We start from the raw sequence: 21,551 nt of genomic DNA on the forward strand, positions 1-21,551 counted from the left end.
CCTCCCCTCAGTCCTCGACCGGATCCGTGCCGAGCGCCCGCTCGCCGATCATGAGCACCTGGGCCTGCATCTGCTGGGCGACCAGACCGGGGTCGATCCCGGCGTCGGTCACCACGGCGAGCCGCGACCCGTCGCCGGCGCCGCGCACGAAGAGGAACCCGCCCTCGAACTCGACGACCACCTGGCGCAGCCGGTCGCCCTCTCCGAACTCACGGCCCATCGACATCCCGAGCGCGACCAGCCCGGCGCAGGCCGCGGCGACCTTGTCGGCGGTGTCCGGGTCGGTGACGTCGGTGCGGACCTTGACCAGGCCGTCCGAGCTGAGCACGACGGCGTGGCGGACGCCGCGGACGCCGGCGACCAGGTCGAGCATCCAGCTGTCCGGGTGGTCCGTGGCGAGCGGTGCGTCACCGCTGGTCTGCGTCGTCATCTGTCCTCCGAGGTCCCGTCCCGACGGACGGGTCATGGGTGTCCGGGTCGTGCGGCGGTGCGGGGTCGGTAGCGGCGAAGAACGCGCCGATCCACGCCCCCGCCTCCTCGGCCGTCTGCTCCGGGCGCCGGGGTTCCGACAGTCCTGCGGAGGGCTCGGGCACGCGGGGCGTGCCGTGGCCGGCCGTGGGGGTGCGGTCCATCGCGGCCCGTCGTGACCGGCGCTGCGGGAGCGCGGGCGGGCCCGACGCCGGGTCGACGGCGGGCGCCGGCACGGGCGCGGTCAGCGGGTCGCGCGGCTCGGCACCGGTCGGCGCGGGCACCGGCGACGCCTCCTCCACGCCGGCCGCCAGCGTGTCGGGCACGCCGGCGGCGGTCTCCGTGATCTCCCCGGGGATGCGGACGACCGCCCGCAGCCCGCCGTAGACGGAGTCCGTGAGCTCGACGTGCAGACCGAGGAACCGGGCGTAGGTCCCCACCACGGCGAGGCCCGTCTGCGGCACCTCCCCGAGGTCGGAGATCGTCACCGGGTCCTCACCGGCGGCGATGCGTCGCACCCGGGCGAGCTCGCGCGGGTCCATCCCCACCCCGCAGTCGTCGATCTCGACGACGGCCCCGCGCTGGACCTGCCGGATGACGACCAGCACCTGGGTGTTCGGCGGGGAGCACTGGGTGGCGTTCGCGAGCAGCTCGGCCACGACGTGCACGAGGGGCTCGACGGCCCGGCCGGTGACGGCCAGGCCGGGGTCACCGGAGACCTCGACGCGTCCGTAGGCGGTGATGCGTCCGGCGGCGGCCCGCACCACGTCGGGCAGGGCGAGCGGGGCGTCCCAGGTCTGCCCGGGCCGGCGGCCGCACAGGGCGACGAGGCTCTGCGCCTGCCGCGCGTGCTGGGCGGCCGCGTGGTCGATGCGCATCGAGGTCTCGAGCACGTCATGGTCGGCGGCGTGGCGCTGGGCCATGCGCGTCGCCTCTTCCTGGACGCGGTGCGCGGACGCCTGCACCTTGCGGCTCAGCGCGACGACGGCCGTCTCGACGGCGGCGCGCTCGTCGGCCCGCTCATCCTGCGTGCGCTGACGGTCGGCGTGCGCGTCCTCCAGGGCGCGGGACGCCTCGGCGAGCCCGGCCGCGAGGCCGTCGCGCTCGATCACCAGGGCACGGAACGCCTCCTCCTCGCGGCGCGCGGCGCGGGAGAGCAGGGCTGCGGCCACGACCGGCAGCACCAGCGCCGCGGCGGCCACGACCCAGACGGACCAGGTGGGTCCGCGCTGTCCGAGCACGGGCAGGGCCGCGACGCAGAGCACCATGACGGCGACGCAGATCCAGGGCAGGGCGCGGCCGACCGCGGGCGGTCTGGCTGAGGTCGTCGTGCTCACCGCACCCCCGTCGGCAGGCTCTGGTGGGTCCTGCGGACCCTCGGACAGCGTGACGCGGGCATCGTGGCCCTGACCAGGAGTTTCTACCACAGCGCACCCCGTGGCGAAAGGGCGGGCCACCGGCGTGGACGGGGGCCGGGATAGGGTCCCGGCATGAGTGCCGACCCGCTCCTGCCCCCGTCCGACGCCGACCTGCCGACCCAGGGCGCGGACCCGTTCGGCTGGCTCGAGGAGGTCTCGGGCGACGAGCCGCTGGACTGGGTCCGGCAGCGCAACGAGCACGCCCAGGAGACCCTCGGCGGGGACGACCTCGTCACGACGCGGGCGGCGATCAGGGAGGTGCTGGACTCGGACGACCGCATCCCGGCGGTCTCGAGGATCGGCGACCACCTGTACAACTTCTGGCGGGACGCCGACCACGAGCGCGGGCTCTGGCGACGGACCACCCCGGACTCGTACCGCCGTGCCGAGCCGGCGTGGGAGACCGTGCTCGACCTGGACGCCCTGGCGGCGGACGAGGACGAGTCCTGGGTCTGGCACGGCGCGTCCGTGCTGCGTCCCACGCCGGAGCAGCTCGCGGCCGGCGAGCCCTGGCGCCGGGCGCTGGTCGACCTCTCCCCCGGCGGCTCGGACGCGGACGTCACGCGGGAGTTCGACCTCGTCGAGAAGCGGTTCGTGCCGCCCGCCGAGGGCGGCTTCCACCGTCCGCTGGCCAAGGGCGGGCTCGCCTGGGCCGACGAGGACACCGTGTACGCGTTCACGGACCTCGGCGAGGGGACCACGACGTCGTCCGGCTACCCCCGGACCGTCGTGCTCTGGCGGCGCGGGACGCCGCTGGCGTCGGCCCCGGTCGTGTACGAGGGCTCGGTCGACGACATGTACATCATGGGCAGCCGCTCCCGGACGCCGGGCTTCGAGCGCGACCTCGTGCGGCGCTCGATCGCCTTCTACCGCTCCGAGGTGTTCCTCGTCGACGACGTCGGCATCCCCGAGCAGCGCCTGGTCCGGCTCGAGGTGCCCGAGAGCGCCGAGGTCGGCCTGCACCGCGAGTGGCTGACCGTCGAGCTGCGCGAGGACTGGCACACCGGCGGACGCACCTATCCGGGCGGCTCCCTGCTCGGCGTGGTGCTCGACGACTTCCTCGCCGGCTCGCGCGACCTCACGGTGCTCTTCGAGCCCACGCCGTCGACCTCGCTGGTCGGCGCGACGTGGACGCGGCACCACCTCGTCGTCACGGTGCTCGAGGACGTCGCGCACGCCGCGCACGTCCTGACCCCGCCGGACCTGACCGACGGCGCCGACGCCCGCGCGCCCTGGGCCCGCGGCGAACTGCCCGTGGGCGGCGAGCTGCTGACGATCGGCGTCGGCGCGGTCTCCGCCGTCGACAGCGACGACGTGTGGGTGACCCGCAGCGGCTACCTGGAGCCGTCGACGCTCGCCGTGACGACCGTCGTCGGCCCCGGTGACGCGCCCCGTGAGCCCGAGGTGCTCAAGACCGCTCCCGCCTTCTTCGACGCCGCGGGCATGGTCGCCGCCCAGCACTTCGCGACGTCCGACGACGGCACGCGCGTGCCGTACTTCGTCGTCGGCCGCGCCGACCTCGTGCGACCGGCGGACGACTCCGCACCGGGCGCCGCGCCCACCCTGCTGTACGGCTACGGAGGGTTCGAGATCCCGCTGCTGCCGGGGTACTCCGGCACGGTGGGCAGCGCGTGGCTCGCCCGCGGCGGGGTGTACGTCGTGGCCAACATCCGCGGCGGGGGCGAGTACGGACCGCGGTGGCACCAGGCCGCGCTGCGCGAGAAGCGGCACCGCGCCTACGAGGACTTCGCCGCCGTGGCACGCGACCTCGTCGCGCGGGGGATCACCACCCCGGAGCACCTCGGCGTCCAGGGCGGGTCCAACGGCGGCCTGCTCGCCGGCAACATGCTCACGCAGTACCCCGAGCTGTTCGGCGCCGTGGTGATCCAGGTCCCGCTGCTGGACATGCGGCGGTACTCGCGTCTGCTGGCCGGCGCCTCGTGGGTGGCCGAGTACGGCGACCCGGACGTGGCCGAGGACTGGGACTTCCTGCGGACGTTCTCCCCGTACCACCTGCACGACCCGGAGCGCCGGTACCCGCCGGTGCTGCTGACGACGTCGACCAAGGACGACCGCGTGCACCCGGGCCACGCGCGCAAGATGGCGGCGAAGATGCTCGCCGCCGGTCAGGACGTCACGTACTACGAGAACGTCGAGGGCGGCCACGGCGGCGCGGCGAACAACGCCCAGGCCGCGCACATGGCCGCCCTCGCCTGGACGTTCCTGCGCGGCCGGATCACCTGACGCCCGGCGGGTTCGGGGTCAGGGGTGCGGGACGATCGCCGTGATGAGGGTGCCGTCCTCGCGGCGGTTGCCCGACAGGGCCCGGAGGCCCGGTCGCCCTGCGCGGACGGGGCCCTGACCGTCGAGCAGGACCGTCACGGGCTCGCCGGACCGGACCGTGACCCGCTCGCCCCGGACACCGACGGTCGCCCCCTCGCCCGTCTCCGCCACGAGCTCGAGCGACGAGGGCAGGACGGTGACCCGCAGCCGGGACCCCTTCCACGTGATGCGGAACGTCAGGGAGTCCCAGCCCGACGGGAGTCTCGGGTCGAACGTGAGATCGCCGTCGTGGTCCCGCGTGCCGCCGAAACCGAAGGCGACCGCTCCCCACGACCCGCCGGCCGAGGCGACGTGCACGCCGTCGGCAGCGTTGCCGTGCAGGTTCGCGAGGTCGACGTACACCGACGACCGGAAGTACTCGAGCGCCAGCTCCTGGTAGCCGACCTCGGCGGCGACGATCGACTGCACGACGCCGGACAACGTCGAGTCCCCGGTCGTCAGCGGGTCGTAGTACTCGAAGTCGGCGAGCTTCTGCTCCGGCGTGAAGTGGTTGCCCTGCAGGACCAGGGCGGCGACGACGTCAGCCTGCTTGAGCACCTGGAAGCGGTAGATCACCAGCGGGTGGTAGTGCAGGAGCAGCGGCCGCCGGTCCGGAGGGGTGCGTCCGACATCCCAGATCTCTCGCTCGAGGAAGTGCGAGTCCTGGGGGTGGATCCCGATCTCGTCCGCGAAGGGCACGGCCATCCGCTCGGCGGCCCGGGCCCAGGCGACCGGCTCGGAGGGCTCGAGCCCGAGCTGCTCGACGAGGCGGGCGTGGTCCTCGGGGAACCGGTCGCGCAGGGCGTCCACCACGCGCGCCGCGGCCCGCAGGTTGAACCGTGCCATGACGTTCGTGAACAGGTTGTCGTTGACGACCGTCGTGTACTCGTCGGGCCCCGTGACGCCGTGGATGTGGAAGGAGTGGTCGCCGTTGGCGCGCCAGAAACCCAGGTCCACCCACAGCCGGGCGGTCTCCACGAGGACGTCCACCCCCTCACGGCGCAGGAAGTCCGTGTCGTCGGTCGCCACGACGTACTGCATCAGCGCGTAGCTGATGTCGGCGTCGATGTGGTACTGCGCCGTGCCGGCCGCGTAGTAGGCGGACGCCTCCTCGCCGTTGATCGTCCGCCACGGGAAGAGCGCCCCGCGCTGGGACAGCTCGGTGGCCCGCCGTCGCGCCGCGTCGAGCATGTGGTAGCGCACGCGCAGCGCGTTCCGGGCGAACCGCGGGCTCGTGTAGGTCAGGAACGGCAGGACGTAGATCTCCGTGTCCCAGAAGTAGTGCCCGCCGTAGCCCGACCCGGTCAGTCCCTTGGCCGGCACTCCGCTGCCCTCGGCCCGCGCTGTCGCCTGGGCGAGCTGGAAGAGGTTCCAGCGCACCGCCTGCTGGATCTCCTGCTGGCCGCCGACCTCGACGTCCGACCGCTCCCAGAAGGCGTCCAGCCAGGCCCGCTGGTCGGCGTACGGCTCCTCGAGCTCGCCGTCCGCCACCCGGTCCAGCGTCCGTCGGCACCGGTCGACCAGCTCGCGCGGGGGCACGCCGCGCGACGTGTGGTACGCGACGGTCTTCGTCAGGCGCACCGGACGTCCCGGCTCCGCCCGGATGCGGAACACGTGCTTCGCGAGGTCCTCCTCGACCTGGGTGCGCACGTCCCACGCGTTCTCGGTCTCCAGCCGGTCGTCCGCCGCCACCGCGAGCGTCATCCCGGAGTCGGTGCAGCGGTAGGACAGGACCAGGCGCTCGTCGTCGCCCCAGTGTCCGCGGGGCTGGAGGACACGCCCGGTGAAGTCCTCGGCCTTGCGCGGGTCGAAGCCCTCGCCGAGCGCGGCGGAGGGGACGTGGTACTCGTCCTCACCGTCCTGCCGGTTGAGGATCTGCGAGGAGATCGCGACCGGTGCCGCCGCGTCGAGGAGCGTGACCTCGAAGGACATCACGGCGAGGTGCCGTTCGACGAACGAGACCATGCGGTCCGAGCGGACCCGCACCCGCTTGCCCGACGGCGTGCGCCACAGCAGCTCACGGCGCAGGATCCCGTCGCGCAGGTCGAGCGACCGTTCGTACTCGAGCAGGTCGGCGACGGGCAGCAGGAGCGGCTCGTCGTCGACGTACAGCCGGATCACCTTGGTGTCGGGCACGTTGACGATCGTCTGGCCGACCTTCGCGAAACCGTAGGCGTCCTCGGCGTGACGGATCGGCCAGGTCTCGTGGAAACCGTTGACGAACGTGCCGTGCGCGTGGGACTCGCGCCCTTCCTCGACGTTCCCCCGCATGCCGAGGTAGCCGTTGGCGACCGAGAACATCGTCTCCGTGACGCCGAGGTCCTCGCTCGAGTACCGCGTCTCGACGAGCCGCCACGGGTCCGCGGGGAATCGCCGCCGGTCGACGGTGCTCTGCTCGTCGGGGGTCTTCGGGCTCACGCGGCGCCCCCGGCCCGCGGCGCGTCGAGCACCGACGCGTCGAGCTCGTCCAGGTCGGCCACGACCAGGTGGGCACCGTGCGCGCGCAGCACGTCGGCCCCCACCCCGCGATCGATGCCCAGGACGAGACCGAAGGCGCCGGCCGCACCGGCCCGGACGCCGGAGATCGCGTCCTCCACGACCACCGACTCCCCCACGGGCACACCGAGCAGCTCGGCGGCGCGCACGTACGTGTCGGGAGCCGGCTTGCCCGCGATGCCCTCCCGGGTCGCGACGTTGCCGTCCACGACGACGTCGAACCGGTCGGCCAGGCCCGCGGCGGCGAGCACGGCCGCCGCGTTGCGCGACGACGAGACGACGGCGACCTGCGCGCCCGCGCCGGTCACGGCGTCGAGGAACCGCACCGACCCGGGGTACGGCTCGATGCCCTCCTCGACGAACATCCGGTTGACGATCTCGTCCTTGCGGTTGCCGAGCGCGCACACCGTGCCCTCGCCCGGAGCGTCGCCGTCCGCGCCCCACGGGAGCCTGACGTCGCGGGACCCGACGAACGCCGCCACGCCGTCGTAGCGCGGCTTGCCGTCGATGTGGGCGAAGTAGTCGGCCGCCGTGTAGGGCTCCAGGCCGTGCTGCGCGGTCCACGGGGCGAAGAGCCGCTCCCAGGCCCGCATGTGCACCTCGGCGGTCGGGGTGAGGACCCCGTCGAGGTCGAACAGGACGGCACGCAGGGCAGGCATCCGCACTCCTTCAGGTCGGCACCGGGGCCGCTCGGCCCTCGCACCAGGCTATGCACCGGCGGTCGCACCGGCGAGCGAAGCCGCCCGGACGCCCTCGTGGCGGGGACCGGCACGGGGCCGGTCCCCGCCACGAGGGCGGCGGACCCGGTCAGCGACCGAGCGAGGTGTACCCGCCGTCGGACTTCCGCGCCTCGGCGGCCGCCTGCTGGGTGGTGCCGTAGTACGCCGCGACCATGATGTCCTTCATGTCCTGCAGCATCGGCAGGCGCGGGTTGGCCGGGGCGCACTGGTCCTCGTAGGCCCGCATCGCCAGGGTGTCGAGGCCTCCGACGAACGCCTGCTCGGACACGCCCTGCGCCTGGAAGGACGGTTCGATGCCGATGCTCCGGGTCAGCTCCTCGACGGCCCGGGCGTACGACTCGACGCCCTCGGCCGGGGTCGCGGCCGGCAGGCCCAGGTGCTGCGCGATCTGCTGGTACCGCTCCGGGGCGACGTACTTCTCCGCCTTCGGCCAGCCGGTGACCTTGCCCGGCATGAGGCCGTTGTAGCGGATCGCGTGCGGCAGGAAGATCGCGTTGGTGCGGCCGTGGACCAGCTTGAAGGTGGCCCCGACCGTGTGCGACATCGCGTGCACGATGCCGAGGAACGCGTTGCCGAAGGCCATGCCGGCCATCGTCGCGGCGTTGTGCATCTTCTCCCGCGCCTCGGGCGCCTCGCCGCCCTCGTTGACGGAGGCGGCGATGTTCTCGAACACCAGCTTGATGGCGTGCAGCGCCAGGCCGTCGGTGAAGTCGTTCGCGTAGACCGACACGAACGCCTCGGTGGCGTGGGTCAGGGCGTCCATGCCGGAGTCCGCGGCGAGCCTCGCGGGCATCGTGGCGGTGAGCACCGGGTCGACGATCGCCACCGACGGGGTCAGCGCGTAGTCGGCCAGCGGGTACTTGAACCCGGTCGAGTTGTCGGTGATGACGGCGAACGGCGTCACCTCGGCCCCGGTGCCCGACGAGGTCGGGATGCAGACCAGCTGGGCCTTCTCCCCGAGCTGCGGGTAGCGGAAGGCCCGCTTGCGCACGTCGAAGAACTTCTCGCGCAGGTCGCTGAACGCGACCTCGGGGTGCTCGTACTTGAGCCACATCACCTTGGCGGCGTCCATCGGCGAGCCGCCGCCGATCGCGATGATCGTGTCCGGGCGGTGGTCCCGCATGAGGAGCGCGCCGCGCTCGACGCACTCGACGCTCGGCTCGGCCTCGACGGTGTCGATGATCTGCACGGCGACCTTGGTGGCGCGGCGCTGGAGCACGTCGAGCACCTTGTCGACGATGCCGAGCTGGGACATGACCCGGTCGGTGACGACGGTGACGCGCTCGACCTCGGGCATGTCGACCAGGTACTGGATCGCGTTCGGCTCGAAGTAGGTCTTGGGCGGCACCTTGAACCACTGCATGTTGTTGTTCCTCCGCGCGACCCGCTTGATGTTCACCAGGTTGACGGCGCTGACGTTGTTGGACACCGAGTTCCGGCCGTAGGAGCCGCAGCCGAGCGTCAGCGAGGGCACCAGCGCGTTGTAGATGTCGCCGATGCCGCCCAGGGCGCTCGGCTGGTTCCACAGCACGCGGACCGCCTTGACGGCGTGCCCGAACCGCTCGGCGAGCGCGGCGTCGGTGGTGTGGATCGCCGCGGAGTGCCCGAGGCCGTCGAACTCCACCATCTGCTCGGCCAGGCGGACGCCCTCGTCGGTGCTGCGCGAGCGCAGCACGGCGAGCACGGGCGACAGCTTCTCCCGGCTCAGCGGCTCCTGGGGGCCGACGCCGGAGATCTCCGCCAGCAGCACCGAGGTGTCCTCGGGGACCGAGAAGCCGGCCTGCTCGGCGATCCAGTACGCCGACTTCCCCACCGCGGCGGCGTTGAGCTTCGCCCCGCTGCACGCCGCCGAGTCCGCGCACGCGCCGAAGAGGTACTCCTCGAGCAGGGCCTTCTCCGCGGGCGTGGCCACGTAGGCGTGCATCCGCTGGAACTCGGTCATCACCTCGTCGTAGATCTCGTCGTCGACGATCGCGGCCTGCTCCGAGGCGCAGACCACGCCGTTGTCGAAGCCCTTGGAGAGCACGACGTCGTTGACCGCGCGGCCGATCTTCGCGGTGGACTCGATGTAGGCGGGCACGTTGCCGGCGCCGACGCCGAGAGCGGGCTTGCCGGCCGAGTAGGCGGCGCGGACCATGGCGTTGCCGCCGGTGGCCAGGATGAGCGAGACGCCGTCGTGGTGCATGAGCGCACTGGTCGCCGCGAGGCTGGGCTCGGTGACCCACTGGATGCAGTCCTCGGGGGCGCCGGCCTCGATCGCCGCGTCACGGACGATGCGCGCTGCCTCCGACGAGGAGTGCTGGGCGTTCGGGTGGAACGCGAAGATGATGGGGTTGCGGGTCTTGAGCGCGATGAGGCTCTTGAAGATCGCGGTCGAGGTCGGGTTCGTCACCGGGGTGACGCCGGCGACCACGCCGACCGGCTCGGCGATCTCGACGATGCCGCGCAGCTCGTCGCGTCCGACGACGCCGACGGTCTTGAGGTCGGCCATCGAGTGGGTGACGTGCTCGCAGGCGAAGATGTTCTTGGTGGCCTTGTCCTCGAAGACGCCTCGCCCGGTCTCGGTGACGGCGAGCTGGGCGAGGTTGCCGTGCTCGTGCAGCGCCGCGACGGAGGCCTTCTTGACGATCCGGTCGACGTCCTCCTGGGTCAGTGCCGCGTAGGCGGCCAGTGCCTTCAGTCCGCGCTGGACCATCGCGTCGACGGCGACCTCCGGTGCGGGGGCGTCGCTCTCAGGTGCCGGGACGTCGGTCGGCGCGACCTCTGCGACGGTGCTCGTAGTGGTGTCGGTGCTCATGTCGCCCTCCCCTGAGGGGCTGTGGCCGTTCTCCCGGCCTCCTGTGCTGACAAGTGAAGGTTTTCACAAGTGTGGTCAGACCACAAGGGGAGAGGGTGAGACGCAGAACACATTGCCTGTTTCCGGGCTGGTCAGGGCGTTGCGAACGACGAGGATCCGGAACCGTCACCCGTGGGTTCGGTCAGCACCCCCGGTCAGGACTCGGCGCGCTCCGCCAGCGTCTCGGCCACCCGGCCGAGGTTCGCCAGGCCGGCCCGGTGGTCGTCCACGGAGGCGAGCGTGCGGCGGGGTGCGGCCAGCACGGTGACCCCGTCGAGGCCCGCGGCGGGCAGCCCGATGCGGCGCCACGGCTCGGCGACGAGCCGCACGAGCCCGCCCAGCTCCGGCCCCGCGCACTGCGACACAGTGGCCGGCGGCAGCCCGGCCCAGAGCCCGACCTCCCGCTCGGTCGCCCGGGCGACCAGCTCCCAGGCCCGTTCGTTCCAGCCCTCGGGGCCCATCTCGGCCAGGTCCAGCCCGACGGCGTCGGCACCGGCGAGCACCACCGGCGGGATCCCCACCCACGTGCCGCCGAGGTGCACGACGACCCGGGCACCGGCGTCGTGCACCGCCTGGACCACCGGGCGCAGACCCTCGACGATCTCCGGACCCGGCACCTCGCGGAGGCGCGAGTAGCCCGAGAACGTCGGCAGCACCCCGGCGTGCACCTGTCCCAGCAGCGGCTCGGCGAGCTGCACGACGACGTCCGCGCCGGGCACCTGGTCGCGGACCTGGGCGACGTGGTCGGCCAGGCCCACGGCCAGCGCCTCCGCCAGCGCCGCCCGACCGCCGACGTCGGCCAGCACGCGGTCGCCCCGCGCGGACCACAGCTCGGCAGCCAGGGTCCACGGGCCGGTCACCTCGACGGTGAACGGTCCGGTGTACCCGTGGGCGGCGATCGCCAGGGTGGCGAGGTCCTCGGCCAGCAGCGAGCGGGCACGCCGGGCGTCGACGCCCTCGTGGTCGGCGAGCTTCCAGCCGTGCGGACCGAGCTCGACGGCGTGCTCGGCGAGCAGCAGCGCGGTGCGGGCGGTCGCCCCCGTGCCCGGACCGCGGCCGGTGAGCTGGACGAGGAACGGGACCGCCTGGACGCCGGTGGGCAGCTCGGACAGGTCGCCCAGCACGGTCTGCTGGGCCTCCAGCACGTCGCACTCTCCCCCGGGCCACGGCCCGTGCCCGCTGACCGCCGTCATGCGCGCGCCGCGGCGGCCGTGGGCTCCGCGGACGACGTGGCAGCGGCTGACGCACGCTCGCGGCGGGCACCGGCGACGGTGCCCTGTCCGAGCACCTGCGTGCCGCGGTAGACGACGATCGACTGCCCCGACGCGATCCCCCGCAGCGGCTCGCCGAGGCGGACCTCCAGGGCCGGGTCGCCGTCGTCGGACGTGGCCCGGACCTGGGCGGGGACGGCGCGGCCGTGCGCGCGCACCTGGACGGTGACGTCGGTCCACTCGCTCGGGGCCGGGACGAGCCAGGTCGCCCGGGCCGCGTCGATGCGGTCGACGGTGAGCAGCTCGGACGGGCCCACGACCACCGTGTTGGACGTGGTGTCGACGTCGACGACGTAGCGGGGCTTGCCGTCGGCGGCGGGGCGGCCCAGTCCGAGGCCCTTGCGCTGGCCGATCGTGTAGGCGTAGGCGCCGCGGTGCTCCCCGACGACCGTGCCGTCGGTGTCGACCACGTCGCCGGGCTGCTCGCCGAGCCGGTCGCGCAGGAACCCGCTGGTGTCGCCGTCGGCCACGAAGCAGATGTCGTACGAGTCCGGCTTGGCGCTGACGGACAGCCCGCGACGCTCGGCCTCGGCGCGCACCTCGTCCTTGGAGGCGAAGTGGCCCAGCGGGAACACCGAGCGGGCGAGACGGTCCGGCCCCATGACGGCCAGCACGTAGGACTGGTCCTTGGCGTCGTTGGGCGAGCGGTGCAGCTCGGGGCCGTCCGGGCCGTGCTCGATGCGCGCGTAGTGGCCGGTGGCGACGGCGTCGAAGCCCAGTGCGGTGGCCTTGTCCAGCAGGGCGGTGAACTTGATGTGCTCGTTGCAGCGCACGCACGGGTTGGGCGTGCGGCCGGCCGAGTACTCGGACAGGAAGTCCGCGACGACGGTCTCCTCGAAGGTCTCGGACAGGTCCCACACGTAGTACGGGATGCCGAGCACGTCGGCGGCGCGGCGGGCGTCCCCGGCGTCCTCGATCGAACAGCAGCCCCGTGAGCCGGTGCGGAACTGGTCGCGGTTGCGACTCAGGGCCATGTGCACCCCGACGACCTCGTGCCCGGCCTCCACGGCGAGCGCTGCGGCGACGGCGGAGTCCACTCCCCCGGACATGGCGGCCAGAACCCTCATGCGGTACCTCCGGTCAGCGGGCGGGTCGAGACGAGCCCGGCGGCGCGAGCACGGTCCGCGACTCCGGGCAGTGCCTCGCAGAGCCGGTCGACATCGGCGCGCGTGGAGGTGTCACCCAGGGAGAACCGCAGCGCGCCGCGGGCGTCGGCCTCGTCGACACCCATGGCGAGCAGCACGTGGCTGGGCTGCGGCACCCCCGCCTGACAGGCCGACCCGGTGGAGGCGTGCACCCCGGCGGAGTCGAGCAGGTACAGCAGCGAGTCGCCCTCCGCGCCGGGGAACGTGAAGTGGGCGTTGGCGGGCAGCCGCGCCGGGGCGCCCGACGGCGTGACCGCGGCCGGGTCGGGGCCGCGCAGGACGGCGTCGGGCACGGCTGCGCGGACACCCTCGACCAGCGCGTCGCGGAGCCCGGCGAACCGGGCGGCACGCTCGGCGCGGCGGGTGACGGCGTCGTGCAGCGCGACGGCGAAGGAGCGGATGGCGGCACCGTCGAGCGTGCCGGAGCGGACGCCGCGCTCCTGGCCGCCACCGTGGGAGACGGCCTCCAGCGGCAGGTCGCGGCGGGCCAGCAGCGCGCCGACGCCGACCGGACCGCCGAGCTTGTGCCCCGTGACGGTCAGCGCGTCCACGCCCGAGGCGGCGAAGCCGACCTCGACCTGCCCGACGGCCTGGATGGCGTCGGTGTGCACCGGGATGCCCTGGGCGTGGGCGAGACGGACGACGTCGCGGATCGGCTGGACGGTGCCGACCTCGTTGTTCGCCCACATGACCGAGACGAGCGCGATCTCCTCGGGGCCGACGGCGAGCTCCGCCTTGAGCGCGTCGAGGTCGATGCGGCCGGTGTCGTCGACGTCGAGCAGGGTGATCTCGGCGCCGGCGTGCCCGGCCAGCCAGAAGGCCGGGTCCAGGACGGCGTGGTGCTCGACGGCGGAGATCAGCACGCGGCGTCGGCGGGAGTCCTGCGAGCGCCGCCCCCAGAAGATGCCCTTGACGGCGAGGTTGTCGGACTCGGTGCCGCCGCCGGTGAAGATCACCTCGCTGGGGCGCGCGTCGAGGGCGGCGGCGACCGTCTCGCGCGACTCCTCGACGGTGCGGCGGGCGGCACGGCCGGCCGAGTGCAGGGACGAGGCGTTCCCGGTGCGGGAGGCCTCGGCGACGTAGGCCTCGAGCGCCGCCGACGACATGGGTGTCGTGGCGGCGTGGTCGAGGTAGGCGCCGGGCGCCTGGGGGACTGTCACGGTCATCAAGTCTACGAACCGCGCGGACCCCGCCCCGCATTCCGCGAGGTAGGCACCTCCTGGCCGAGGTAGGCAACTCCCCGGCCAGGTAGGCAACCTCGGGCCGAGGTAGGCAACTTCGGGCCCAGATAGGCGAGTTCCGGCCGAGGTAGGCAAGACCCGGCCGAGGTAGGCAAGTTCCCCGCGAGGTAGCACTCGGGGCGTGCTACCTCGCGGGGAACTTGCCTACCTCGCCGCAGAGTTGCCTACCTCGGCGGAAGGTTGCCTACCTCGGCGGAAGGTTGCCTACCTCGGCGAGAACTTGCCTACCTCGCGGTCAGCCGCGGAACTGCTCGCCGGTCTCGGCGAACGTCGGGCGGTTCTGCGAGCCACGGCCCTGGCCCCCGCGGGAGGACGGGAACGGCCCGGGACCCTGGTGCTCGGAGTCCTTCCCGCGACCAGGGTGCTCGCCGGCACCGGCCGGGAAGACCTGGATCGTCGACGGTCTCGGCCCGCGCCAGGCACCGGCCGGGACCGTCTCGCCCTCGGCCAGGTAGTCCGGGAAGTAGGACGTCTGCGCGCCCCAGCTGCCGTCGTCGCCCGGGTGCTGGACGTTGACGTACGCCATCGAGTCGCGCACGTCGACGACCGGTCCGCAGGTCTCGGCACGTCGCGGCAGAGCGAGGAACTGCTCGACCCGCCCCCGCTCGGCGCCGTCGAGCGTCACCTTGAACAGCCCGTCGCTCTTCTGGATCGACGACGGCTGGCCGTCCGTGGAGATCCACAGGTTGCCGTCAGCGTCGAAGGCGACGTTGTCCGGGCAGGAGATCGGCGACACCTTGTCGGCCGGGAAGCCGGAGAAGTAGGTCGAGTCGTTGACCTCGGGGTCGCCCGCCACGATGAGCAGGTTCCAGGTGAACGTGGTCGCCGTCTGGTCGCCGCCGTCCTCGATGATCTCCACGACGTGGCCGTCGCGGTTGGAGCCGCGCGGGTTGGCCTCATCGACGCCCGGGTAGCCGTCGCGGGCGCGGTTGGAGTTGTTGGTGCAGGCGACGTAGATGCGGCCCGTGAACGGGTTCGGCTCGACGTCCTCGGGGCGGTCCATCTTGGTGGCACCGACGGTGTCGGCCGCCACGCGGGTGAAGACCAGCACCTCGGCCAGCGACATGCCGTCCACCTGCGACGCGCCGTCGAGCACCAGCGGCAGCCACTGGCCGGTGCCGTCGAAGGCGCCGTCGGAGGGCACCGCGCCCGAGCCGTCGATCTCCGAGGCCGGGGAGTCGCCGTCGAACCGCGCGACGTACAGGTCGCCCGAGGAGAGCAGCGTGGTGTTGTGCGCGCGGGCGGCGTCGCTGTTGCCGTGGCGCATGCGGTCGGTCGAGACGAACTTGTAGACGTAGTCGAAGCGCTCGTCGTCGCCCATGTAGACGACGGCGCGGTCGTCGTCGGCCATGATGACGTTCGCGCCCTCGTGCTTGAACCGGCCGAGCGCGGTGTGCTTCACGGGCGCGGCGGTCGGGTCGTACGGGTCCATCTCGACGACCCAGCCGAAGCGGCGGTTCTCGTTCTCGTAGCCGGGATTGTTGCCGTCGAAGCGCGGGTCGTCCAGCTCCCAGCCGTAGCGGGTGGCCGCGTCGCGCAGCCCGTAGCGGGCGTCGCGGGGGTCCTGGCCGTTCACGCGCAGGTACCCGTGGAAGTTCTCCTCGCCGGAGACGACGGTGCCCCACGGGGTCGTGCCGCCGGCGCAGTTGTTCAGCGTCCCGAAGACCTTCGTGCCCGTCGGGTCGTCGACGGTCTTGAGCAGGTCGTCGCCGGCGGCGGGGCCGTCGATCGTGAACTCGGTGCCCAGGTGGATGCGGCGGTTCAGCGGCGCGATGCGGGAGTACTCCCACGGCATGCCGGTCTTCTCGCGGGTCACCTCGACCACGGACATGCCGTGCGCGGCCCGCTCGATCGCCCGCCGCGTGACGTCGTCGTACGAGGCGTCGAACATGATGTGCGGGTTGGTGTACTCGTGGTTGGACACGAGCACACCCTTCGTGCCACGGCGGGTCTCCACCATGGACCGGATGTGCTTCGGGTCCTCGGGCAGGATGTCCAGGTAGTCGCAGTTGTAGCCGAACTGCTTGGCCTGCTGCTCGGGGGTCTGGTGCGCGGGGTCGAAGGCGCGTCCGCCCGGCAGGATCGGGTCGCCCCACCGGATGATCGGCGACCACTCGTAGCCCTCGGGCACGATGACGTCGTCCTGCTCCATGGGCTGCGCGGCGATGGCGCCGAACGCGAGGCCCTTGACCGGCTTCTTGCCGGCGACGGGGGCGGCCGCGGCGGACTGGGCACCGATGACCTGGGCGCCGACGACGACGGCGGCGGCCGCGGCGGCGGCACCGCCCAGCATCACGCGGCGGCTCAGGGCCTGCGAGGCCACGTCACGGAAGTACTCGTTGGCGCTGAGGTTCGGCGCGGGGTGCGCGCAGGCGTCGGCGCACTTGAAGTGGCAGGTCGCCGCGGCACGCTTGCCCCGGGCGTAGTGGGGCGTGGCCACCACGGGAAGCTGCGGGCGAGACTCGGGCGTGATCGTCATCGAAGCTCTCCTGAGGCAGAGGGGGCATGACCAGCCCCGACGCTAGGAACGCTCCGTGGCGGCACGGCGTCGCCCACCTGTCACCCGGGTGAACAGCAGATGAGTGCCCGGGTGACCTGTCGGGTCAGCCGAGCGACGCCACCCACTCGCTGGAGCCGTCGGTGAACCCCTGCTCCTTCCAGATGGGCACCTCGGCCTTCAACTCCTCGACCAGGTCGCTCGCGCACGTGAACGCGGCCTGGCGGTGCCCGGAGGCGACGGCGGCCACGACGGCCACGTCGCCGACCTGGAGGTCGCCGATGCGGTGCACGACGGCGGTGCGCACGGTGTCGCCGGTGACCGTGGCCGTGCGGGTGGTCACCCGTTCGGCGACCTCGCGGAGGACCTCGGCGGCCAGCGGGTGCGCCTCGTAGTGCAGCGCGGTCACGCCGCGCCCCTCGTCGTGGTCGCGGACGTGCCCGACGAACGTGGCGACGGCGCCGCACGTGTCGTCGCGGACCAGGTCGCTCAGCTCGACGAGCAGGCCGTCCAGCGGGGTGTCGAGCACGTCGGCGCGCAGGACGGTCGCGTTGCTCGTCGACGTCTCGGCGGGCTGATGCTCCGGGTGCGCGACCTCTTCGTCGTGCGGGTCGTGCCCGTGCCGCTCATGGTGCCCGTGGTGCCCGTCGTGCCCGGGGCGCTCGTGGTCGCGCCCCGCGAGCTGCTCGACGGCGTGCGGCAGCACGTCGGCCAGGGCGTCGAGCCCGTCGACCACACCCCCGACCGACCCCGGCAGGTTGACGATCAGCGTGCGGTCGGCGACCCCGGCGATCCCCCGCGAGAGCGCGGCACCGGGGACGACCTTCTTCGCCGGGTCCGTGGGCGCCAGCGACCGGGCGCGCACGAGCTCGGCGATGCCGGGCACCTCGCGGTCCAGCACGGCGCGGGTGGCCTCGGGGGTGGCGTCCGTCGGCGAGATCCCCGTCCCACCGGACGTGATGATGACGTCCGGGGCGGCGTCGTCCCCCTCGACCAGCTCGAGCAGGGCGTCCCGGACGGGTTCGCCGTCACGCACGACGACGACGGGCAGCACGTCCCAGCCCCGAGCGGTGAACCACTCGGTGGCGGCCGGTCCGGAACGGTCCTCGTAGACGCCGGCGGCGGCGCGCTGCGAGGCGACGACGATCGCGACCCTCATGCCTGCTCCTCCCGGGTCCAGTCGCCCGACTTCCCGCCGGACTTGGCCACCACCTCGATGTCGGTCAGCACGGCGGCCTTGTCGACGGCCTTGATCATGTCGTAGAGCGTGAGCCCGGCGACGGTGACGGCGGTCAGCGCCTCCATCTCGACGCCGGTGCGGCCGGTGGTCTTCACGGTCGCGGTGATCTCGACGTGGTCGCCGATGGGCGTGAGGTCGAGGTCGACACCGGAGAGCGGCAGCGGGTGACACAGCGGCACGAGGTCCGGGGTGCGCTTGGCGCCCATGATCCCGGCGATCCGGGCGGTGGCGATCGCCTCCCCCTTGGGGAGATCGCCGGACGCGATCCGGTCGACGACGTCGGCCCGGGTGCGCAGCACGCCCCGGGCGGTCGCGCGGCGCTTGGTCACGTCCTTGGCGGTGACGTCGACCATGTGGGCGGCACCGTCGTCGCGGTAGTGGGACAGGTCGCTCATCGGATCTCCCAGTAGTCGACGTCGTCCCCCGCGCCGAGGTGCCCGACGTCGGGTGGCACGTGCGCAACGCCAGCCTACGGTTCTCGACGCCCCAGCTCCTCGACGTCCGCAGAATGACGTTGCTGCTCGATAGACCGCGCAGCACGAGCGAACAGGGGAACGGTCCCGGAGAGCATCTCGTAGAACTGATGGACGTCCATCGCAGGGTCCCGGTAGGCCGCTCGCTGCTCGCGGAGGCAGGTCAAGACACCCGAATGATCGAGCTCGAGCTGGTCGAGCAGGAAGTCGTCCGGATGGACGACGTCGATGTCGTACGGGTCGACGGAGGCCGGCGGGAAGTCCTTGACGTTCGCTGTCACCAGCAGTGCCGCATCTGCTCGAACTGCCGCCGCCAAGACATGCCGGTCCTTCGGGTCGTTGGTCATCGCGGCGATGAGGCTCTCGTGGTTCTCGACGAGGGCATCCGGGAAGGCCCGACGCATCGCGTCGACGCGCCGCCGAGCGCGATCGTCACCCAGACCGAGCTTGTTGGCGAGCGTGCGACGCACTTCCTCGAGGATCTCGTCCGACCATAGCGGCCGGTACAGCCCGGTCTCTGCGAGACGCAGCAGCGAGTCGCAGAGACCGAGCGGAACGAGGACACAGGCGTCCAGGACGACGGCGAACGGCACGGGCTATCGCGTTGAGACGAACCCGCTACCGAGGTTCGCGTCGCCGGCCGACTCCCGGGTCATCTCGTCCAGCAGCTCACGCCGGTCTCGGCGAGTCCGCTCCTGATACTCCACGAGGTCGGCAAGCAAGACACGACGGTGGCGGCTGGGCTGGGTGTAGGGGATCTGCCCCTCCTCGAGCATCCGCACCAACGTGGGTCGCGAGACTCCCAGAAAATCCGCTGCTGCCTGCGTCGTCATCACGGTGTGGTGCGGCGCGACGGTGATCGCCTGACCCCTCACCATGGCGCGCACGACGTCCTGGAGGACTTCGTAGACCTCGCCGGGCAAGGAGACCTGCGTGCCGTCGGGCGCGACCAACGCTCCCTGATCGGTCGACTCAAGCACCTCCAGGAGGCCGACGAGCTCACTCTCCTGCCGCGGCGGGAGGACGGTGTGCTCAACCACTGCAGTCATGACACGAGTCTAACTCGAACAAAACGAAACCAGTAGTCCTGTGGAGCGGTCGGTATCAGCGAATCTCCCAGTGGTCGACGTCGTCCCCCGCGTCGACGTGCGCGACGCCGGGTGGCACGTGTACCAGCAGCGTAGCCATCGCGAGGTGGGCCAGGAGGTGGGATCCCGGCCCGCCGACCATCTCGACACGGCCGTCGGCGTCGAGGCGGCCCCGGCGGACCTGGTGCAGATGCTCGGGTGAGTCGACCGCCTCGGCGAGCGGCGCCCGGCCGGGGGGCCGGTGCGCGGGCACCGCGCCGGTGGCCTCGGCGAGGACAGGGCGCAGGAACAGCTCGAAGGAGACCAGGGCGCTGACCGGGTTGCCGGGGAACGCGACCAGCGGCACGTCGCGCGGCGCGGTCGGATCACCCAACGCGATCGTGCCGAGGCCCTGCGGCCCGCCGGGCTGGACGGCGACGTGCCCGAACCAGGCGTCCGTGAGGGTCTGGCGCACCACCTCGTACGCACCGGCGGAGACGCCGCCGCTGGTGACGACGAGCGCGACGTCGTCCGGCGCCTCGGCCAGGACGGTGCGCAGGGCGGCCGGGTCGTCCGGGACCACGCGGTGCGTGACACGGCACCCCACCTCGGCCAGGGCGGCGGTCAGAGCGGCGCCGTTGGCGTCGTAGAGCTGTGCCGGGCCGAGCGGCTCACCGGCCGCGACGAGCTCGGAGCCGGTGGAGATCAGCAGCACGTGGGGCGGCTCGGCGACCTCGACCTCGGAGACACCCGCGGCGACGAGGACGCCGAGCTGTGCCGGACCGAGCCGGGTGCCCGCGAGGACGACGACGTCACCGGCGGCGACGTCGGATCCCGCGCGGCGGACGAAGGTGCCCAGCGCCACCGGTGCGGTGAACCGGACCGTCGCAGCGGTTCCGGGCTCCGGGAAGGCTGGCGGGTCCACCTCTTCGATCTTGATGACGGCGTCGGCGCCGTCGGGGATCGGGGCGCCGGTCATCACGGGGGCCGCGGTGCCGGGCGCGAGCGGCGGCGGCTGGGTGCCCGCCGGGACCGGCGCCCCGACCGGCAGCTCGACCGGGTCCGACGGCGCCGCTCCGGTCAGGTCGGCTGCGCGGACGGCGTACCCGTCCATCTGCGAGTTGTCGAAGCCGGGCAGGTCGACGACGGCGGCGACGTCGGCCGCTGCGACACGGGCACCGGCCGCGGAACCGCGACCGGCCGCGGCAAGCTCCTCGGCCAGATCGCACGCCTCGGCGCGCCGCGCAACGGCGAGCGCCGGCCCGATCAGCGCCCGGACGGCCTCGCGGTGGTCGTCGACGGGCCGACGTCTCGACTCTGCGTGCACATCAGTCAGCCTACGTCGCGCCCCGATCGGATCGGTCCACGATGATCGGGCGCAGCCGCACACCGCCACCGCAGGCTGGGTCGTGAAGGGAGTCGCCGTGATCACCGAGCTCAACCGACTGGTCGACCTCGTCGAGAGCCATCTCTGCGACGACATCGACGTCGAGCACCTGTCCACCGACCTCGGCACGACCGAGTACCACCTGCGCCGGATGTTCTCGTCGCTGGCCGGCATGCCGCTGTCCGACTACGTGCGACGTCGACGCATGACCGTCGCCGCGACCGACATCGTCGCCGGGGACCCCGTCCTCGACGTCGCGGTCCGCTACGGGTACGGCTCCGCCGAGGCGTTCGGCCGGGCGTTCCGCGCGGTGCACGGGACCCGGCCCGCCGATGTCAGGACGCACGGTGGCCCCCTTCGATCACAACCACAGCTCAGGTTCCGCCTGACCGTCGAAGGGAGCTCCTCCATGGACACCCGCCTCACCGATCGCCCTGCCTTCCGGCTCGTCGGCCACGCCGCCCGTGTGCCGCTGATCCACGAGGGCGTGAACCCGCACATCCAGGCGCACGTCGCGTCACTGCCCGCCGCCGAGCATGCGCGCCTCCGGGCGCTCGCGGACACCGAACCCGCCGGTCTGCTCCAGGTGAGCGCCGACGTCGACCCGGACTACACGGAGGGCAGCGAGCTCACGTACCTGCACGGGGTCGCCGTCGACGTCGGCACGCACGCCCCGGCGGACCTCGACGTGATCGAGGTCCCCGCGGGGACCTGGGTCGTCTTTCGCAGCTCGGGCGCGTATCCGACCGTGTTGCAGGAGACGTACGCGGCCTCGGCGACGCAGTGGTTCCCGTCGAACCCGTGGCGGCTGCGTCCCGGACCTTCGATCGTGGCGGTCCTGGAGCGGGCCGACGACTTCAGCACCGCCACCACCGAGCTCTGGCTGCCCGTCGAGCGTGCCTGAGCCTGCACGAGCCGGTGGTGGGCCGCGAGCGCCCATCACCGGCCCG

Annotated in this window: 16 protein-coding genes; 2 read left to right on the top strand and 14 right to left on the bottom strand. The window is 72.9% G+C overall.

The annotated features are described in order from the left end of the window. Positions 1–7: 7 nt before the first annotated feature. Together PO879_RS11315 and PO879_RS11320 are read right to left on the bottom strand one after the other, a co-directional pair. Positions 8–430 (bottom strand): roadblock/LC7 domain-containing protein, encoded by a 423-nt coding sequence (locus PO879_RS11315; RefSeq protein WP_278234999.1) that lies wholly within the window; start codon positions 428–430, stop codon positions 8–10. Next, positions 408–1,805 carry an ATP-binding protein gene (locus tag PO879_RS11320; protein ID WP_278235000.1) on the bottom strand — a complete coding sequence of 466 codons (1,398 nt, stop codon included), beginning with the start codon at positions 1,803–1,805 and terminating at the stop codon, positions 408–410. Before PO879_RS11320 ends, PO879_RS11315 begins: the two co-directional genes overlap by 23 nt. A 153-nt stretch (positions 1,806–1,958) precedes the next feature. Between PO879_RS11320 and PO879_RS11325 the strand changes: the two genes are divergently transcribed. Continuing rightward, the gene (locus tag PO879_RS11325) at positions 1,959–4,130 is read left to right on the top strand and encodes a prolyl oligopeptidase family serine peptidase (protein WP_278235001.1); all 2,172 of its coding nucleotides are present in this window, start codon (positions 1,959–1,961) and stop codon (positions 4,128–4,130) included. An 18-nt stretch (positions 4,131–4,148) separates the two neighbouring features. Here PO879_RS11325 and PO879_RS11330 read toward each other — a convergent pair whose 3' ends face one another. The 12 genes from PO879_RS11330 to glp form a co-directional block, all read right to left on the bottom strand. Further along, the gene (locus tag PO879_RS11330; RefSeq protein WP_278235002.1) at positions 4,149–6,626 is read right to left on the bottom strand and encodes a glycosyl hydrolase family 65 protein; all 2,478 of its coding nucleotides are present in this window, start codon (positions 6,624–6,626) and stop codon (positions 4,149–4,151) included. Further along, positions 6,623–7,363, bottom strand: coding sequence for an HAD-IA family hydrolase (locus tag PO879_RS11335; RefSeq protein ID WP_278235003.1), 741 nt, complete (start codon positions 7,361–7,363; stop codon positions 6,623–6,625). The genes PO879_RS11330 and PO879_RS11335 overlap by 4 nt, the downstream gene beginning before the upstream one ends. 148 nt (positions 7,364–7,511) lie before the next feature. Further along, positions 7,512–10,241 carry a bifunctional acetaldehyde-CoA/alcohol dehydrogenase gene (gene adhE / locus PO879_RS11340; protein WP_278235004.1) on the bottom strand — a complete coding sequence of 910 codons (2,730 nt, stop codon included), beginning with the start codon at positions 10,239–10,241 and terminating at the stop codon, positions 7,512–7,514. 194 nt (positions 10,242–10,435) lie between these two features. Next, positions 10,436–11,473 (bottom strand): hypothetical protein, encoded by a 1,038-nt coding sequence (locus PO879_RS11345; protein ID WP_278235005.1) that lies wholly within the window; start codon positions 11,471–11,473, stop codon positions 10,436–10,438. After that, on the bottom strand, positions 11,470–12,618 hold the full coding sequence (mnmA, locus tag PO879_RS11350) for a tRNA 2-thiouridine(34) synthase MnmA (RefSeq protein ID WP_278235006.1): 1,149 nt from the start codon (positions 12,616–12,618) through the stop codon (positions 11,470–11,472). Before mnmA ends, PO879_RS11345 begins: the two co-directional genes overlap by 4 nt. Next, entirely contained in the window at positions 12,615–13,862 is a 1,248-nt protein-coding gene (locus PO879_RS11355) for a cysteine desulfurase family protein (RefSeq protein ID WP_278235007.1), read from the bottom strand. The genes mnmA and PO879_RS11355 overlap by 4 nt, the downstream gene beginning before the upstream one ends. Before the next feature lie 310 nt (positions 13,863–14,172). Then, entirely contained in the window at positions 14,173–16,416 is a 2,244-nt protein-coding gene (locus PO879_RS11360) for a PhoX family phosphatase (protein ID WP_278235008.1), read from the bottom strand. Between the two features lie 124 nt (positions 16,417–16,540). Continuing rightward, positions 16,541–17,593 carry a molybdenum cofactor biosynthesis protein MoaE gene (locus PO879_RS11365; protein WP_278235009.1) on the bottom strand — a complete coding sequence of 351 codons (1,053 nt, stop codon included), beginning with the start codon at positions 17,591–17,593 and terminating at the stop codon, positions 16,541–16,543. Next, the gene (gene moaC, locus PO879_RS11370) at positions 17,590–18,069 is read right to left on the bottom strand and encodes a cyclic pyranopterin monophosphate synthase MoaC (RefSeq protein WP_278235010.1); all 480 of its coding nucleotides are present in this window, start codon (positions 18,067–18,069) and stop codon (positions 17,590–17,592) included. The genes PO879_RS11365 and moaC overlap by 4 nt, the downstream gene beginning before the upstream one ends. Positions 18,070–18,143: 74 nt before the next feature. Then, entirely contained in the window at positions 18,144–18,740 is a 597-nt protein-coding gene (locus PO879_RS11375; RefSeq protein WP_278235011.1) for a PIN domain-containing protein, read from the bottom strand. Positions 18,741–18,743: 3 nt separating this feature from the next. Continuing rightward, positions 18,744–19,196 carry a helix-turn-helix domain-containing protein gene (locus PO879_RS11380; RefSeq protein WP_278235012.1) on the bottom strand — a complete coding sequence of 151 codons (453 nt, stop codon included), beginning with the start codon at positions 19,194–19,196 and terminating at the stop codon, positions 18,744–18,746. A 55-nt stretch (positions 19,197–19,251) separates the two neighbouring features. After that, positions 19,252–20,541 carry a gephyrin-like molybdotransferase Glp gene (gene glp / locus PO879_RS11385; RefSeq protein WP_278235013.1) on the bottom strand — a complete coding sequence of 430 codons (1,290 nt, stop codon included), beginning with the start codon at positions 20,539–20,541 and terminating at the stop codon, positions 19,252–19,254. Between the two features lie 97 nt (positions 20,542–20,638). Here glp and PO879_RS11390 point away from each other — a divergent pair, with 97 nt between their 5' ends. After that, positions 20,639–21,505, top strand: a complete 867-nt coding sequence (locus PO879_RS11390; RefSeq protein WP_278235014.1) for an AraC family transcriptional regulator — start codon at positions 20,639–20,641, stop codon at positions 21,503–21,505. Positions 21,506–21,551 lie beyond the last annotated feature (46 nt).

Origin of the sequence: Isoptericola sp. AK164, assembly GCF_029643425.1 — a bacterium.
GTDB classification, from domain to species: Bacteria; Actinomycetota; Actinomycetes; order Actinomycetales; family Cellulomonadaceae; genus Isoptericola; species Isoptericola haloaureus.

What these genes read in the sequence shown, in the direction of transcription:
- PO879_RS11345 (WP_278235005.1), bottom strand. Translation starts at nt 11,473, where the DNA reads ATGACGGCGGTCAGCGGGCACGGGCCGTGGCCCGGGGGAGAGTGCGAC.
- PO879_RS11360 (WP_278235008.1), bottom strand. Translation starts at nt 16,416, where the DNA reads ATGACGATCACGCCCGAGTCTCGCCCGCAGCTTCCCGTGGTGGCCACG.
- PO879_RS11315 (WP_278234999.1), bottom strand. Translation starts at nt 430, where the DNA reads ATGACGACGCAGACCAGCGGTGACGCACCGCTCGCCACGGACCACCCG.
- PO879_RS11365 (WP_278235009.1), bottom strand. Translation starts at nt 17,593, where the DNA reads ATGAGGGTCGCGATCGTCGTCGCCTCGCAGCGCGCCGCCGCCGGCGTC.
- PO879_RS11380 (WP_278235012.1), bottom strand. Translation starts at nt 19,196, where the DNA reads ATGACTGCAGTGGTTGAGCACACCGTCCTCCCGCCGCGGCAGGAGAGT.
- PO879_RS11355 (WP_278235007.1), bottom strand. Translation starts at nt 13,862, where the DNA reads ATGACCGTGACAGTCCCCCAGGCGCCCGGCGCCTACCTCGACCACGCC.
- PO879_RS11325 (WP_278235001.1), top strand. Translation starts at nt 1,959, where the DNA reads ATGAGTGCCGACCCGCTCCTGCCCCCGTCCGACGCCGACCTGCCGACC.
- moaC (WP_278235010.1), bottom strand. Translation starts at nt 18,069, where the DNA reads ATGAGCGACCTGTCCCACTACCGCGACGACGGTGCCGCCCACATGGTC.
- mnmA (WP_278235006.1), bottom strand. Translation starts at nt 12,618, where the DNA reads ATGAGGGTTCTGGCCGCCATGTCCGGGGGAGTGGACTCCGCCGTCGCC.
- adhE (WP_278235004.1), bottom strand. Translation starts at nt 10,241, where the DNA reads ATGAGCACCGACACCACTACGAGCACCGTCGCAGAGGTCGCGCCGACC.
- PO879_RS11335 (WP_278235003.1), bottom strand. Translation starts at nt 7,363, where the DNA reads ATGCCTGCCCTGCGTGCCGTCCTGTTCGACCTCGACGGGGTCCTCACC.